Raw genomic sequence first — 17,242 nt, forward strand, 5'->3', positions numbered from 1 at the left:
TTTGTGTCTTCATAACCTCAAATATATCATCTTGCTTTGGCTGTCACCCTCCTTTATTTCTTCAGCATACTTTCTGACACACCACCAAAATATCTTAATGAAAAAAGGCTGAGCAGTTGCTTAGCCTTTTTTTATGTTCTGCGTTTATCTATTTACATTGCTAAGAAGCATTAGAGCCAAAGACGCAACTCTCTACAATGAGCTCATCAAGCATCATTTAAGCAAACGCTGCATAAAAGCCCTTGCAATCTATACGTTGTTAAATTACATTATACGTAAGCAGTTAATCATAGCGTAATTTATTATATACTTTAGCAAGGAGCAAACTATGTCAACGATTGACAACAACCTCACCTCTTTCCTCGATATCGCCAGCGATTCTGATTTTTCAATTCACAACCTACCTTATGGCATTTTTAGTGAGACTAAAGATGGTGCTGGTAATAACAAGCGCCGTGCCGGTGTTGCCATTGGCGAGCACGTATTGGATTTGGCTGTCCTCGAAACAGAAGGTTTGCTGAATTTAGACAACGGTCCATATTTTAATCAGCCCACTCTGAACGCCTTTATTGATTCTGGTCGCGACAATTGGACTAAAGCACGAAAAACCATCCAGACCTTACTGTCTAATACTAATAATTCTTTATGTGACAATAAAGACTTACAAAGCAAAGCACTATTTAAGCAAGCTGACGTCACTATGCATTTGCCCGTTCAAGTACCGGGTTTTACCGATTTTTATTCTTCTAAAGAGCATGCAACCAACGTCGGCACTATGTTCCGTGACCCGAGCAACGCGCTACTACCTAACTGGACCGAAATGCCAGTTGGTTATAATGGCCGCGCCAGCACCGTTATTGTGAGTGGTAGCGATGTGATACGTCCCTCAGGTCAGCTAAAACCCAATGCTGATGACCGTCCTATTTTTTCACCTTGTAAGCGTTTAGATTTTGAGCTGGAAACTGCTTTTGTCGTCGGTAAAAATAACAACATCGGTCAGCCGATTGCAGTAGATAACGCTATTGATCATATCTTTGGCATGGTGTTACTTAATGATTGGTCAGCACGTGACATACAAAAATGGGAATACGTGCCTTTAGGTCCATTTAATGCCAAAACCTTTGCTTCTGAAGTCTCGCCTTGGATTGTAACTATGGATGCATTGGCACCTTTTAAGACACCATGTCCAACACAAGAGCCAAAACCGCTGGCTTATCTGAATCAAAAAGACAGCAAAAACAGCTACGACATCAATCTATCAGTCGAGTTATTGCCTGAAAATGCGGACAACGCCACTGTCGTTTGCGAAACTAATTTCAAATATATGTATTGGTCAATGGCACAGCAGCTGACCCACCACACTATTACTGGCTGTAAAGTAGAAGTTGGCGATATGATGGGCTCAGGTACGATTTCAGGTTCGACGCCAGATTCTTATGGTTCAATGCTTGAGATTGCATGGAACGCTACCAAACCAGTGACGCTAAAAGGTGGTGAAACGCGCAGCTTCATCGAGGATGGCGATACGGTCATTATGAAAGGCTATAGCGAAAAAGATGGCATCCGTGTCGGATTCGGTGAAGTACGCGGAAAAGTACTGCCTGCGCTTAGCTTTGATTTTGGCGAATAGCCTGACTATAGTTAAAGTACTTTAAAAACGCTACGATACTGCGGGTATAGTTTTTTTGCAGCCTCTGTCTGCGTAGGCACAGCAAGCAAGAAAAAACGGTATCTGCAGTACGTGATGTAGCGATATTACTTCTCACTGACTATATATAAAGCATTAGCACATAAAAAAGGCGTAAAAATGAATTCAAGCTGTCAAAGAGTTACTGATGTACAACCAAGCTCGCTGACAGCCTGATTAGCAATCCGCCCTATCAAAAGGAGTTTGATATGAGCTTTAAAATTGAAAAAATCCATCACGTAGCCTATCGCTGTAAAGACGCTAAAGAAACCGTCGAATGGTATCAAAAACATCTAAATATGGACTTTATCTTGGCATTTGCCGAAGACCATGTACCTTCAACCAAAGCCTTTGACCCTTACATGCACGTATTTTTAGACGCCGGTAATGGCAATGTGTTGGCGTTTTTTGAAGTACCCAATCAGCCTGAAATGGGCTTTGATCCAAATACCCCAGACTGGGTTCAACATCTAGCGATGAAAGTAAAAGACCGTGATACTTTAATTGCTGCTAAAAAGCATTTAGAGGAAGGCGGCATCGATGTTATTGGGGTTACCAATCACGGCATCTTCCACTCGATCTACTTCTTCGATCCCAACGGTCATCGTATGGAACTCACCTATGATGATATTACTTCAGAAGAAAAAGTATCGATGATTACTGAAGAAATTAAACAAGACATGCTCGATGAATGGTCGCGTACTAAGCGTGCTCCCGCGCATACGCAGTTTTTGCATGCTGAAGAGCTGGCTGAAGCAAGAGAAGTCGCGCCTGCCGGTGAATGATACTTTGCAGATTTTTAATTGTTCAGACTACTGTTTATAAAGTAGCTAAGACTGTCTTAGCTACGCTATTTGATACCGCTGCGCTATTGCCATTATTTTCTCGACCACATTGTTTTTTGTACCCATCGGTAACTGCTCTGTGGTACCGATGATCGTAATCGCATACTCTAATGGCAGATTTTCGACAGATGGTTGACCCTCGATAAACACCTCAGCAGAGCTATCAAGCTGCGGTAAGATAACTGGAATAGTGATGGCGTTAATACCCACCAACATATCACCAGTAACGGTCGCATAACCTTGGGTGCGAATCTTGGTTTGAAGTTGGCTAAAATGCTGCCATTTCTCTGCTATAACCGCCTCTTCGCTGGTTTGCCATTCAGTGATAACCAATGGCTTAATAATAGCATCAGGCTGATAACTGGCAAATAACTGTCCTGTAGCTGACGTCGTCAGTGGCATACGTGAGCCGATACGAGTGATAATACTAATAGCGCTATCCGGTTCAACAGACTGAATAATAATAGGGCCTTCATTAAACCATTTGGCGATTTGCACCGCGCAGTTGGTACTGTTCTTAATATCATTAGCAATGTATGTTAGCCGCTCCAAGATATTGTTTGGATGAAATCCAGTATGCCCCATTGCTCCTAACGCCCCTAATGCATTAACCCTGTCACCGAGTCCATAGCGTCCATCGTCAAGCTTGCGCGCATAGTCTTTTCGAATAAGGCTGACCAAATAACGATGGCACTTTGCTGGATGCATCTGCATCGCTTGGGCAATATCTTTGAGCATCATAGGCTCGTTATGATCGATAAGCACATCTAATATCGATAGACCAACTTCAAGCGACTGTACGCCATTTTGGGTTTTATTCGTTGGAGCGGGATTGTCTAAAGGATTTTCAGCGGCTGGCATATTTCACTCAATTAATGGCTTTCTTAATTAATAGTTTACTTGATTAATAGTTTACTTGATTAGGATAAAGGTCATAGTACCAAGTATAACCCCTTATCTCACTCACAACATAATAAAGGACATAGATAATGATGAAACTTTATGGTTACTTTCGCAGCAGCACTTCTTACCGTACTCGCATCGCAATGAACCTAAAAGGCTTGGATTATGACAATATCACAGTCAATCTAGCACAAGATGAGCAGCTAGAAACAGAGTTTAAGGCCATCAACCCTCAAGGATTGGTGCCGGTCTTACAAGCAGATGATCTCTTATTATATCAAAGCCCTGCTATTTTAGAGTGGTTAGAAGAAGTCTACCCTGAAAGCCCTCTATTGCCCAAAGACGCGGCTGGTCGCGTGCAGGTGCGCGCCATTAGCGCCATGATTGGCTGTGACATTCACCCAATTAATAACCGCCGTATATTGCAGTATCTACGCAACGAACTCTCGGTAGATGAAGAAAAAGTCATGGATTGGTGCAACCGCTGGATGAGTGAAGGATTTACTGCGTTAGAAAAGCGTTTGGCTCAAGACAAAACCCGTGGAAAATTCTGCTACGGTGACAGCCCTACTTTTGCAGATTGCTATCTCATTCCGCAGGTTTCCTCTGCTCAACGTTTTAAAGTGGATTTAAGCCCTTACCCTAATATTGTCGAGGTTGATACGCATTGCCGCACCTTAAAGGCATTTGCCGACGCTGATCCTATGATGCAGCCTGATGCGCCAAAGCCTAATTAGGGTAAGTCACCAACTATATACCTGTGTTATATAATTGAATCACTTTAAAACGGATACAAGTGCTACTGGCGTAGACAATAGCGCTCACAAAATGCCCCTTATCTAACACATAAGGGGCGTTTTGTGATGAAGATTTTAGGGTATGTTGATGTACATTTTTATACAACTTTTTCGGTTCAGCTAATCGTATTAATTCATATATAAATCTGTAACTACTCAGTATAGAAATAGTTAAACAATATTCCTAAGGGCAGTAGCCTATTCTTAAAGATTCATTTAGAATGAATGTTATGGAAGCCAAGTTATTCAAACAATCCTGTTATGAATTTGTTTTCTTAGAACATATTTTGCTTTTCTTCAATTGTGTGCGTAGCATAAGAACAGCAACAAAAATCGACATTTGATAACTGAGCCACTTATTTCTAATTATGGAGAGCACTATGCGCCTTTTTAACTCAACCTCCTCACCAAACAAATCCCCTACTTACTCTAAACTGGCTTTAGCTTGTTTATTAGCTTTAAGCACAGCTGCCATGGTTGGTTGTGACAAATCCAATCCTGATCAGACCGATGCAACCAATGATGAGAAAACACAAGCTGAAACTGATGCTAAAGCGAAAACCACGGCAGATGGTGAGCTACCTGTTATCGAAGGTATTCTGACTCACGCTCCTGATGTGCCACCGCCTATTGACCGCGATTATCCTGCAAAAGTAGTCGTAAAAATGGAGACTGTGGAAAAAACCATGCGCTTAGCCGATGGTGTCGAGTATAACTTTTGGACGTTTGGCGGTCAGGTGCCAGGACAGTTTATGCGAGTTCGTGAAGGCGATGAAATTGAGTTTCATTTATCAAATCATCCTGACTCTAAAATGCCGCACAATATTGATTTGCATGCCGTAACAGGGCCTGGGGGCGGTGCCGCTTCTTCCTTCACCTCTCCTGGTTATACCTCAGAATTTAACTTTAAAGCCTTAAAACCGGGCTTATACGTTTATCACTGCGCAGTAGCACCAGTCGGTATGCACATCGCTAACGGTATGTATGGTCTAATTTTGGTTGAGCCAGAAGAGGGTTTATCAAAAGTTGATCGTGAGTTTTATGTCATGCAGGGAGATTTCTACACCAAGGGCGACTATGGTGATAAAGGTGTACAACCTTTTGACATGGAAAAAGCGGTGAAAGAACAAGCAGACTACGTGTTATTTAATGGATCAGTAGGCGCGCTAACGGGTGAAAATTCACTAAAAGCAAAAGTCGGTGAAACCGTTCGTTTGTTTGTCGGTAATGGTGGTCCTAACTTAGTATCATCATTCCACGTTATCGGTGAGATCTTTGACAAAGTAAATGCAGAAGGGGGTAGCGTTGAAAATCATAACGTACAAACCACGCTTATTCCTGCAGGTGGTGCAGCCATTACTGAGTTTAAAGTGGATGTACCGGGTGAGCTGGTGATGGTCGACCACTCTATTTTCCGTGCATTTAACAAAGGAGCACTTGGTATCATTGATGTTGAAGGCCCTGAAGATGCGAAAATCTACTCTGGAAAAGTCAACGAAAGCGTGTATTTACCAGAAGGTTCAGCCGCTCAAAGCCTCGGCAAAACCAATGCACCGGCACCAGTTGTCACCGCTGCCAATAAACAAGAAAGAATCAAAATGGGTGAGTCTATTTATGCCAGCAACTGTGCCGCGTGTCACCAACTGAATGGTGCAGGCATACCAAAAGCCTTCCCACCATTGGCTAAATCTGACTATCTCAATAAAGACCCTAAACGTGCCATCGATGCGATACTAAATGGCTTGACTGGAAAAATTACCGTTAACGGTGAAGAGTATGACAGTGTGATGCCAGCTGTGGCCTTAGATGACGAGAAAGTGGCTAACGTCGTCACTTATATCATTAACAGTTGGGATAACAAAGGTGGCGAAATCACACCAGCAGATGTCAAAGCGGCTCGTAAGTAAGTTTGCCCTTTTTATTAAACGACTTACTTTCTTATCATTCAGCCAAAAATGGTGTCTAACTCAGTAGGAGTCTGGCACCGTTTGACTGGCATGATACACCCTGCCCTTTTAGGACAACTAGGAGATTAGTCATGTTATCTACTCACATCACTAACACTCAACAAATCATGAACACGACTGCTCGCCCGTTAGCGTTGTTATTGGCGATCAGTGCGCTAACACTAACAACGGACTTTGGGTTTATGAGTACGCAAGCGCAAGCAAAAGAGCTTGCCATTCAGCCCGGTACTTATCGTCCGTTATACTTGAGCAAAAACTCACCTTTAGTGGCAGTCGATAAGTTCAAGATTGATGAGCTACCAGTCACTAACATCCAGTATTATCAATTTTTAAAAGAAAATCCAAAGTTTAGGCAACGGGCAATTGCTCCTATTTTTGCTGACGCTGGTTATCTAAGGCATTGGATTAATACTAAAAACATCTCTGTGCCTAAAAAAGTAGATTTCCGTAAACCTGTGGTCAATGTTTCATGGTATGCCGCCAATCAGTATTGCCGCGCTCAAAACAAGCGCCTGCCAACGGTTGAGCAGTGGGAATACGTGGCGCAAGCGTCTACCACCAATAAAAACGGCAGCCTAGAAGAAGGCTATAACCAACGCATATTGGACTGGTATGGTAAGTCTGCCGGTAATAAAGACCAACTTGCTGATGTCGGACAAACCCCTGCTAACTATTGGGGCGTCAAGGACTTACACGGTTTGATATGGGAGTGGACAGAGAACTTTAACAATAGCTTAGTCACTGGCGAATCACGCGCTGACAGCAACCTAAACCAACAGATGTTTTGTGGCTCAGGTGCAGCAGGTGCGGTTGATCCCAGTGATTATGCAGCTTTTATGCGTTATGGTTTTCGCTCAAGCTTAGAAGCCAAATATACCGTCAGTAGTCTTGGCTTTCGCTGTGCTAGTAATTAGTCTATCTACTATGAAACAAGCATAGTGCTACTGAGATAAGTTTTGCGCCGCCTCTGTCTGCGCAGGCACAGCAAGCAAGAAAAATTTATCTCAGTAGCGCATTGTCATATTTGTACTTATTTTATATAAAGATAGTCAGTATTAATACAGCGCCCTACATCTTATTCCTAATCGAATTTAACAGCCTTTAAGGATTGTCTAATGAACACAATAAAAACCATTCAAAATACAACAGTGCAAAATACGGCGACTCATCGATTGTCTAATGTGTCTCATGCTATCAAACTAACCTTGGCTGGTGGGTTATGCATGGGATTATTGGCCTGTAGCAACCCTGAATCAGCTTCTACACAAGCCAGCCATGCTGACGCGACTTCTGAATCCAAAGAGGCAACAGCGGCTCATGACGGTATGAAGGACATGGATCATAAACAAATGAACCATGCTGATATGAATTCTCACGAGCCTGCCGAAGCACTAGGACAAGATTACTCTATCTATCAGGCAGGTGGCGATTGGACAGATCAAAATGGCAATACTTTTGAGCTTGATAATCTAGAAGGTAAAAATCAGGTGGTGGTGATGGCTTATACCAGCTGCCAGCATACCTGCCCTATTTTAGTGCAATCTATGAAACAGATGTATAAAGAGATGACACCAGAAGCTCGTGCGCAAACTGAGTTTTTATTAGCAACATTGGATACTGAACGCGATACCGTTGATGTCATGAAAAACTTTGCCGCGCACAATGAGCTTGGTGATAACTGGCGGTTGATTCGTAGCGATGAAGCCAGTACGCGTATGCTTGCCAACACCTTAAATATCAAATATCAATTTGCTGATAATGGTGACATTAATCACTCTAACCTAATTTCTGTTTTGGATAAAAAAGGTCGCTTAGTCGCACAAGGTGTTGGCGTCGCTGATTCTGGCATTAAGCCTTTGATTGAGTATTTAAACCGCCAAAGCTAAGCTTTTTTTGGTACGCATATCGCCAGTCTCAACATAGCGTTGATGCCATGATAGTGATTCTTTAAGGATATGCGGCGTTTGCATGCCAGCAGTGTCTGAGGCGCGATCAAAATAATCTTGTAGCATCGGACGGTAGTCAGGATGCGCACAGTTATCGATAATTGCCTGCGCACGTTGACGCGGTGCAAGACCACGTAAATCAGCCAAACCTTGCTCAGTCACAATCACCATCACATCATGCTCCGTATGATCATGGTGCGATACCATTGGCGTGATGCAAGAGATGGCACCATCTTTTGCCACGGATGGCGATACAAAGAATGAGGTATAAGCATTACGTGCAAAGTCACCTGAACCGCCCAAGCCATTCATCATATTAGTGCCCATGACGTGAGTTGAGTTAACGTTACCATAGAGGTCACACTCAATCATAGCATTGATAGCGAGCACGCCTAAGCGACGTGATACTTCGGGGTGGTTAGTAATTTCTTGCGGACGTAAAACGATGCGTGCACGCAGCTCTTCAAGATTGGCATTAAAAATTTCTAATGCATCTGGACTTAATGAAAGTGCAGTGGCAGACGCCATAGTCATTTTGCCAGACATGATTAGGTCTAACATGCCATCCTGCAATACTTCTGTGTAGCCTGTTAAATTCTCAAACGGGCTGTTCTGCAAACCGGCCAATACCGCGTTGGCGACGTTACCCACACCAGACTGAATTGGCAACAAGTTTTCTGGCAGACGGCCTTTCTTAACTTCATCATGGAAAAAGTTAATGATATGGCTGGCAATTTGGTTTGAGCAGTCATCTGGATCAGCAAACTTACTATTGCGATCTGGTGAGTCGGTTAAAACAACCGCCACAACTTTATCTAAGTCGCAATGCAAGTATGGAACACCAATACGGCCACCCGGAGTTACTAGTGGAATAGGTTTACGGTTGGGCGGCATACCAATATCGTTATAAACGTCATGCATACCTTCTAACATCAGGCTTTGCTGAGCATTCACCTCTAAAATGATATGGTCGGCATTTTCTAACCATGCATTACTGGTACCGATAGAGGTCGATGGGATGAGGCGACCATCTGGCAAAATGCCTGCAACTTCAACGACAGCCATATGCATATCACCATAGAAGCCAATGGTGCTTTGCTGAGCCACATGCGACAAGTGCATATCAAAATAATGCGCGGCGCCAGCGTTGATTTGCTTACGCAGTGCAGGCTCTGATTGATATGGTGTGCGCCATTTAATACCTTTGGCATCAGCCAATACGCCATCACATTCAGTCGCAGTAGAGGCGCCAGTTAGCAAACCTATCTGAAACTCCTCACCGCGAGCATGCGCATCTTCCATGTGTTTGGCAAGCGCAGCTGGTATGGCTTTTGGATAACCTGCACCAGTAAAACCACTCATCCCAACGTTCATATCATGTTTGATAAATGCCGCTGCTTGATCAGCAGACATGACTTTTTTACTTAGACCTTCGTGAAGTACGCGACCTTCATGGTTAATTGATGTCATACCTTTTTTCCCTAGTAACTTCCCTATTAATATCAAACCACTTCACAACGAAGTGTTTGACACGAAACCCACAATAAAACCCATTGCCGCATATTAGCAACTTTCTGGTAAAAAACAAGCTGAATGACTTAAATATATAATGGCTTGAACATATGAGGCGTACCAATCAGTTGCTAGATCTCATTTTTTGTAGTACCGATTCTAGGAGCTGTATATAAAAAAGCAAGACATTAGATGTCTTGCTTTTTTGTGTATTATTAACAGTCGTAGTCGATGCTTAGCTTATTTTAACTCAGCGGTTTTAATCAAAATGGAAACCTGCACCAACCGAAGCACCTACATTGCCTTGAGTATCTGCCGTACCATTTAGTTTCATGATCCAACGACCGTCATCAAACAGTTTAGAGAAACCGATAGCCACTGCGCTCTCTCCGTTGTACGTTCCTATACCACCACCAATCAGCGATTTACCTGCAATATAAGCTTGTGGTAGTGAAGACATTGCCATCGCAGCTGAGATACCCGCGTTTGCATCATCTTCGACTTCGCCAATCTTATAACCTAGCTGATTCATGTTGTCACCCAGTCGTTTACCAACCGCATCTAGTTGAGCGAGGTTCACAGCATCTCTAGGTGCCATACCATCAGCAACATTGGTGATCTTAGTACCAGCTGCATTGATACCTGCTGAAGTCATGCTAGGGGCAGTTTCAAGGTTGCCCGCATAGATACCAGATGCGGTCATACTTGGACCATTCTTGATACTGATGCCATTGGTACTGACTGTGGTGTTACCAGTCGTCACGCTATCGACATTAATGTTGCCATTCAAGTCGAACTTAATACTACTGCCTTCTGATGTGGTGGTAATGTTATTACCACCCTTAAGGCTAAGTGGATTGGAACCGGATTTTTTGTTGATAACAGGGCCACTATCAGCATTAAAGTTAAGTCCAGCGCCCATTTCTAAAGCAAGTACAGCGGCATCTGATTGAATACCAGTGATAACCTCTTGTAATTGTCCACCATTCACTGCGTCTTTACTTTCAAACGCAACAATACCGTTAGCAACATTGGTGATTTTGTTACCACCAGCATCAATACTTGTTTTGGTAAACTTAGGGCCGCCTGCGATGGTTAAACCGTCACCATTCATCGTCACAGTACCTGTTTTTACACTTTCTATGGCAATGTCTTTATTTAGATTAAAGCCGACATCGTTACTGTCTGCCGTTTTAGACACTGTAATATTGCCATCTGTGTTGTTTAAGTCGACTTTGGCGCTTGGTTTTACAGTAGTAGTGGTGGCTGTATTCCCTTGTGCACTTAAATCCCAACCTTTATTGGCATCAGCGGCACTTTTCTTGACTTCGTTTAATTGTTGAACGTTGACAGCGTCAGTTTTTGCTTCACCTTTTGCAACATTAGTAATTTTATTACCGCCGTTGTTTAGGCCATTACTGCTTAGCAAGACTGTTTTACTCGGGCTTTCTTCGCTAGTAAACGTCACACCATTTTGATTGACTAAGGTATCACCAGCTCTTAAGCCAGTGGATGAAATCATGACATTATTACCAAAGCTCGCACTATTTAGTCCAGTGAGGTCTTTGGCTAACTTGACTGATAGTGTATCGGTACCATCAGCAATCACACCGATATTGCTGTCCGTGAGTTTTGTAGGATCGCTCACCCCACCTTTGACGATGACTCTGTCACCAAGCTTACGGTTGACATCTGTACCACTATCGCCACCAAACGAGATACCTTTATTGAAGGTGGTGTTTATACCACTCTGAAGACCAGATAACTGCTCTTGGGTCGCGGCTTGTCCACCATCATAAACGGCATCGGCATCAAAGGTCGTATTAGACAAGCCTTTGATAGTTCCTACCGTACCATTTATTGATACCGCATTTGTACTAGTGCCACCGACTTTAATAGTATCAGCTAGACCAAACTTTGCACCGTTACCAAAAGCGGTCGTGGTAATATTGGCATCAGTCGCCACTTGAATGGCTTCACCTAACGCGTAGGTTTTTGTATTACCATTTAGGTCAAACTTGATGCCTTTGGCAACTTTTTCGTTAGTCTCGAATAACTGACTACCGTTCACCGCATCCTTACTAGTCGCGTTCAATGTTCCAACAGCAACGTTAGTGATTTTGTTATTGCCATTGTTCAGACCATTATTAGTAAGAACCACTTGATCATTACTACCATTATATAAAGTAATACCAGCATTATTAACTTGAGTATTACCAGTAGTCACGCTACCTGTATTACCAAGATTAATATCTTTAGCCAGTCTGACAGTCAACGTATCAGCGCCATTAGCAGTGACACTAATGTTTTTCGTCGTTGGATCCGCATTGATAGTGTCGCCACCTTTAACGATCAGCTTTTCACCGAGTTTACGGTTGACATCGGTTCCACTGTCACCGCCAAAGTCCAAGCCTTTATTAATGGTAGTATTCGCTAGATTTAACTGTCCAACGTTGACCACATCAGTATCCGCTTCACCGGCTTTAACGTTAATGATCTTATTACCACCGTTGTTGAGACCGTTGCTGTTAAGTACGACTGTACGGGCTAAAGTTGGTGCCACTATAGTCATACCATTATTATTGACTGTAGTATTACCTGTTTTAACACTGTTTAGCACCAGATCTTGAGCAGTCGCAATTTTAATACCTCCTGATAAATCATCACTTAAGACCATATTATCGCCTGTGACAAAGTTGGCAGTATTGTTTGCTTTGTTAATGGTTTTGACAGCAGTACCATCAATCTGAGTCACGACAGATTGTAAGGCACTGTCGGCATTGCCCAAGCTGGTTTTAGTGTCGGCACTTAAATCCACTTTATAGTCAGTGAGATTAGTAGTCGTGTCTTTCGTATCGCTGACGGTTAAAGCTGAGCCAACTGAGACTTTTGCGCCATCGGCATTGATGGTGTAAGTGGTTAGGTTACCAACCGTCGTTGGTGTGACGTTATTAACGTTGGTACCAGCAGCCACGTCAACTTTGCCAAGATTAGAACTAAAGTCATTTAAGTCGCTGACATTGACGGCATTGTTTACGTTATTTATATCGGTGAGATCACCTGCGCTGCCAACCCCTGTGATTTGCTTGTTGCCATTATGGAGACCCGCCTTCGTCAATCTAACAGTATTGTTAGGACTACCAGTGCTTAGGAAGGTAAACCCATTTTGGTTGACTAAGCTGTTACCAACTCTTAGACCACTATTATTCATAACAGTACCACCTGTCGTCACACTATCAAGACCGGTTAAGTCTTTGGCCAGTTTGACGGTTAAGGTATCAGGACTGCTCGCCACCACACCGATGTTGTTGTCCGATAATGGCGTGGTTGCACCTCCTTTCACCGTGAGCTTTTGACCAAGCTTGCGGTTGACGGTTGTACCTGTGTCGCCATCGAAGTTGAGGCCCAAATCAACGACACTTGAGACGCCGCCTTTTAATTGAGCCACGTTCACTGCATCACTGTCGTTAGTGCCGGCTGCTAGATTGACGATCTGACGATTGCCACCTTTGTCCCCGTTTCCTACTGAAACAGCGCCATATCTTGCACCACTTTGGGTATTTGTGATGGCGGTTGCATCTGCTGCACTTATGCCTGTTGGAACATAGCCTACTGCGCCGCCTGCAACATTAGCCACCGATCCTGCACCTAAGGCCACTGAACCCTCTTCACTCGCTGAAGATCCCACACCAAAGGCTGAGGATGCGACACCCGCTGAAGAGGATTGTATACCAATGGCGGTAGACAACGCGCCTTTAGACAATGCTTTGGCACCCATAGCTATGGAGGCGGTACCATCTGATGCAGTATTCACTTGATACGGCGGGGTCTCAACAAGATCACGACCGGTATAAGCTTTGAAGGTAGTGTTGACACTACCACCATTGACGGCTGTGCTAGAAGCCCCTGTGAGATTGGCTTTAGAGGCCGCGTCTAGGTCATCACCACCAATGGCGATAGAGGATGCGCCTTTAGACACTGTGTTGGCACCCATGGCGATAGACTGCTCTCCACTGGCAGTGGTTTTTTGACCGCCTGCACTGCTACCAATCGAGATGGCTTGACTGCCAGTAGCGACTGAGTTGCGGCCCATGGCCATGGCGTTTTGTCCAGTGGCACCTTCGTTTAGATCGTTGGTACCGCCTGTTGAGTTGACGCTGTAGTACTTGGTTTTGTTGCTTGAGATGGCGGCGCCCAATTGATCGACGTTCACCGCATCGGTACCAGCCGTACCAGCATCAACCCGAGTAATCTTTTTATTACCAGCGTCGATACCTGTTTTAGTAACGCTTGGGCCACCAATAATGTTCAGACCATTAGTAGTTAACGTCGTACTAGGAATACCGAATGGACCATTTACAACTACTCCTAAACCAGTAACCGCAGTACTTCCTGCAATATTGCCTGTTGTAACACCTAAACGGTTAACGCTAGTCACAGGACCTAGACCAAATGGTGCACTGGTACCCATTTTGACGCTGCCATTAGCACCTAAATCTAGATTATTATTGAGCGCAACTTCAACTTTTCCACCGTTTACTTGCGTGGTGATATTGCTGTTAGAACCCACAATCTCAACCGCTTCGCCCAAGTTCTTCTGGACAGTGCTACCATCGGCAGCTTTGATACCGAAGCCTAAGGTGGTGACTTTTCCATTAAGGTCGCTCAACTGTTCTTGAGTAGCCGCTACGCCACCAGTGTAGGTTGTCGTTGGATTGAAGGCTCTATTAGTCAGTCCTGATATTTCACCTGTATCACCATTGATTTGTACTGGATTAGCAGTACCAACGTTCACCACTGGAGCTAGGGCAAGTTTAATACCATCGCCTGTAGAGAGTGCAGCTGTGGTTAAATTGCTGTCCGTATCAAACTTGATCTCTTCCCCTAAAGCAAAGGTTTTCTTGAGACCATTATTGACGTTGAATTTAATGCCTTTAGTGATGTTGGTCGTGTTATCGCTGATGCTGTCTTTAGTCGTTTGACTTAAGTCCACTTGATAATCAGTGACGTTAGTGGCGGTGTTTTTAATGCCAGGAGTCACCGTGACTGCCGTAGAACCGCCTGATACACTGGCGCCGTCGGCATTGACGGTATATACGTCTTGACCACTGCCGCCTGTGGTTTTACCTACACTGGCCACATTAGTGCCTTTAGTTACTTCCGTTCTTGATCCTGCAGCACTGGTTACTAGCTGACTAACATTGACACCATCTTTCGGTGCAACACCGTCTTTGACGTTACTGATTACCTTACCACCTGCATCAATGCCAGATTTAGTAACGCTTGGGCCACCAATAATGTTAAGACCATTAGTAGTTAAAGTGGTACTAGGAACACCGAATGGACCATTTACAACTACTCCTAAACCAGTAACCGCAGTACTCCCTAGAACGTTGCCTGTTGTCATACCTAAACGGTTAACATTAGTCACAGGACCTAGACCAAATGGTGCACTGGTACCCATTTTGACACTACCAGTTTTTCCTAAGTCAATATTTTTGGCCAATTTGACGGTTAAGGTATCAGGACTGCTCGCCACCACACCGATGTTGTTGTCCGATAATGGCGTGGTTGCACCTCCTTTCACCGTGAGCTTTTGACCAAGCTTGCGGTTAACGGTTGTACCTGTGTCACCATCGAAGTTTAAACCATCGTCAACAGTATCACCTAAATCTTTAAGCACGCTGTTAGTCCCAAACAACTGACTACCGTTAATGGCATCGGTGCTATTAGCATCCACGACCCCCGGTGCCACGTTTTGGATTTGTCGCTCAGCACCAATAGCACCTACTGATACTGTCCTAGCGCCACCTGTTAAACCTGCAACTGGTAGATTGTTTATGGCAAAAGCGCCGGTGTGCTGTGCTGCAGTAATGGATTGGTTCCCCAAAGCCACATTACCTGACTGCCCTGCAATAGCACCGCGACCTAAGGCTGTGGCATTGCTGACTGCACTGGAGGCCTGACCAATAGCTGTACCGCCAATCTGCGTTTTAGCTTTACTACCAAGCGCTACCGCGTAGTTACCCGAGGTAGCGTCGTCACCCAAAGATACGGCGTGGTTACCAGACTTCGATCTCACACCAATTGCTAGACCGTTTCTAGTACCAGCCGCAGCAGAGGCGTTCCGACCAATTGCAATGCTGTCTTCGCCATTAATTATCGCACCCTCGCCAACAGCGATCGAATGCTTGTCACTGGCGTTGATCGTGACGTTGTTGCCAAGAACAAAGGAGTTGTCGGCATCGATAGTATTGTTGTTACCCACCGCGTAGCTATTATTGCCGTTGACAAGGTTAGGATCACCAAATGCGCCTGAGTTGTCTCCACCAATAGTATGGCCAGTACCAACAGCAATTGAATTCTGACCGCTCACTGTATTGCCTTTACCAATCGCTATCGACTCTTTACCATCCACCACACTTCGATCGCCTAGAGCAACAGAACTAACACCATTTGCTTCTGAAACAAAGCCCATAGCCGTTGCCCATTGCTTAGTTGCCTTAGAACCAACACCAACTGCGGTACTTTGGATTCCAGTAGCACGCGTACGCGAGCCAATGGCAGTGCCTGTCAGAGTAGTAGCTTGCGCACCTTCACCTAAAGCCACTGAACGCTCGCCTAAAGCTTCAGCATTAACGCCAAGCGCTGTCGCACTTTTGTTAGTTGCCTTAGCGTTTTTACCCATGGCAACAGAATTATCACCTGTCGCTTGTGCAGTTTGACCAACAGCAGTGCTGTACTGGCCTTGTGCACGAGAGTTCACACCCATCGCAGTTGCACCGTACTGATCTGCTCTTGCGCCAAAACCAACTGCAGTAGCAGAAGCTGCAAATGCTTGTGATGCAGCGCCTAATGCGGTTGATTCAGAACTCGTAGCAGAAGCACCAGTACCCATAGCAACAGAGCGATCTCCAGCTGCTTTAGCATCTATTCCAGCCGCCATTGCATCAATGCCAGTCGCACCGTCATTGTTATAATTGCCACGGGTTGAATCGGTACTATTGACACCATAGAAATGCGTTTTGTTAGTGACGATAGTGTTAGATACACCTTTTAGTTGAGCCACGTTCACCGCATCACTGTCGTTGGTGCCGGCTGCTAGATTGACAATCTGACGAGTACCGTCTTTTGCGCTGCCAACGGAGACAGCGCCAAGAGTAGTGCTGTTGGTTGCTGTAATAGCATTTCGTTCTGCTGTGCTTGCATTTGTTGGCGCAAAGCCTACTGTGCCGCCCGCAACATTAGCCACTGATCTTGAACCTAACGCTACGCCATCCTGTACTAACGCTTGTGCACCTGCGCCCAATGCTAATGCGCCTTTTTCGGTGGCTGATGATGCCACACCAAACGCTGATGAAGCGATGCCGGATGCGCTCGAATGAATGCCTATAGCAGTTGCTAAGTTACCAGCAGACCTCGCTTTGGCACCCATGGCAATAGAGGCCGCTCCACTCGCTTCAGTATGTCCACCATACCTATCACTCAACTCTAATAAATCTCGACCAGCATATTCATTAAAAGTCGTATTGTAGTGGCATAATAAAATTGGACAGCTTCTAAGAGGTTATAATAACCCAAAGAA

Annotated in this window: 9 protein-coding genes; 6 read left to right on the forward strand and 3 right to left on the reverse strand. The window is 44.5% G+C overall.

Features of this window, described 5'->3' with window-relative positions; translation table 11 throughout:
• The first annotated feature begins 328 nt into the window (after positions 1–328).
• Positions 329–1,630, forward strand: coding sequence for a fumarylacetoacetase (gene fahA, locus EI162_RS10045; protein WP_192524238.1), 1,302 nt, complete (start codon positions 329–331; stop codon positions 1,628–1,630).
• Positions 1,631–1,896: 266 nt separating this feature from the next.
• The gene (locus tag EI162_RS10050) at positions 1,897–2,472 is read left to right on the forward strand and encodes a VOC family protein (protein WP_192524239.1); all 576 of its coding nucleotides are present in this window, start codon (positions 1,897–1,899) and stop codon (positions 2,470–2,472) included.
• A gap of 60 nt (positions 2,473–2,532) precedes the next feature.
• On the opposite strand, the gene EI162_RS10055 is transcribed toward EI162_RS10050, so the two are convergent.
• On the reverse strand, positions 2,533–3,393 hold the full coding sequence (locus tag EI162_RS10055) for an IclR family transcriptional regulator (protein WP_192524240.1): 861 nt from the start codon (positions 3,391–3,393) through the stop codon (positions 2,533–2,535).
• A gap of 131 nt (positions 3,394–3,524) precedes the next feature.
• Here EI162_RS10055 and maiA point away from each other — a divergent pair, with 131 nt between their 5' ends.
• The 4 genes from maiA to EI162_RS10075 all read left to right on the forward strand — a co-directional run bounded on the left by maiA (position 3,525) and on the right by EI162_RS10075 (position 8,085).
• Positions 3,525–4,172 carry a maleylacetoacetate isomerase gene (gene maiA, locus EI162_RS10060; RefSeq protein ID WP_225736956.1) on the forward strand — a complete coding sequence of 216 codons (648 nt, stop codon included), beginning with the start codon at positions 3,525–3,527 and terminating at the stop codon, positions 4,170–4,172.
• A 440-nt stretch (positions 4,173–4,612) separates the two neighbouring features.
• On the forward strand, positions 4,613–6,139 hold the full coding sequence (nirK, locus tag EI162_RS10065; RefSeq protein ID WP_225736955.1) for a copper-containing nitrite reductase: 1,527 nt from the start codon (positions 4,613–4,615) through the stop codon (positions 6,137–6,139).
• A gap of 131 nt (positions 6,140–6,270) precedes the next feature.
• Positions 6,271–7,113, forward strand: a complete 843-nt coding sequence (locus tag EI162_RS10070; protein WP_192524242.1) for a formylglycine-generating enzyme family protein — start codon at positions 6,271–6,273, stop codon at positions 7,111–7,113.
• A 201-nt stretch (positions 7,114–7,314) separates the two neighbouring features.
• Positions 7,315–8,085 carry an SCO family protein gene (locus EI162_RS10075; protein ID WP_192524243.1) on the forward strand — a complete coding sequence of 257 codons (771 nt, stop codon included), beginning with the start codon at positions 7,315–7,317 and terminating at the stop codon, positions 8,083–8,085.
• Here EI162_RS10075 and EI162_RS10080 read toward each other — a convergent pair.
• Positions 8,068–9,615: an acetyl-CoA hydrolase/transferase family protein gene (locus EI162_RS10080; protein ID WP_192524244.1), complete on the reverse strand. Its 1,548-nt coding sequence runs from the start codon at positions 9,613–9,615 to the stop codon at positions 8,068–8,070. The two genes, EI162_RS10075 and EI162_RS10080, sit on opposite strands and share 18 nt — an antisense overlap.
• 301 nt (positions 9,616–9,916) lie before the next feature.
• Entirely contained in the window at positions 9,917–17,146 is a 7,230-nt protein-coding gene (locus EI162_RS10085; RefSeq protein WP_192524245.1) for a YadA-like family protein, read from the reverse strand.
• Between the last annotated feature and the right edge of the window lie 96 nt (positions 17,147–17,242).

The organism is Psychrobacter sp. FME6, assembly GCF_014861365.1.
Classification (GTDB): domain Bacteria; phylum Pseudomonadota; class Gammaproteobacteria; order Pseudomonadales; family Moraxellaceae; genus Psychrobacter.

Coding starts and splice junctions, on each gene's coding strand:
- EI162_RS10070 (WP_192524242.1), top strand. CDS start 6,271: ATGTTATCTACTCACATCACTAACACTCAACAAATCATGAACACGACT.
- EI162_RS10055 (WP_192524240.1), bottom strand. CDS start 3,393: ATGCCAGCCGCTGAAAATCCTTTAGACAATCCCGCTCCAACGAATAAA.
- maiA (WP_225736956.1), top strand. CDS start 3,525: ATGAAACTTTATGGTTACTTTCGCAGCAGCACTTCTTACCGTACTCGC.
- fahA (WP_192524238.1), top strand. CDS start 329: ATGTCAACGATTGACAACAACCTCACCTCTTTCCTCGATATCGCCAGC.
- EI162_RS10050 (WP_192524239.1), top strand. CDS start 1,897: ATGAGCTTTAAAATTGAAAAAATCCATCACGTAGCCTATCGCTGTAAA.
- EI162_RS10075 (WP_192524243.1), top strand. CDS start 7,315: ATGAACACAATAAAAACCATTCAAAATACAACAGTGCAAAATACGGCG.
- EI162_RS10080 (WP_192524244.1), bottom strand. CDS start 9,615: ATGACATCAATTAACCATGAAGGTCGCGTACTTCACGAAGGTCTAAGT.
- nirK (WP_225736955.1), top strand. CDS start 4,613: ATGCGCCTTTTTAACTCAACCTCCTCACCAAACAAATCCCCTACTTAC.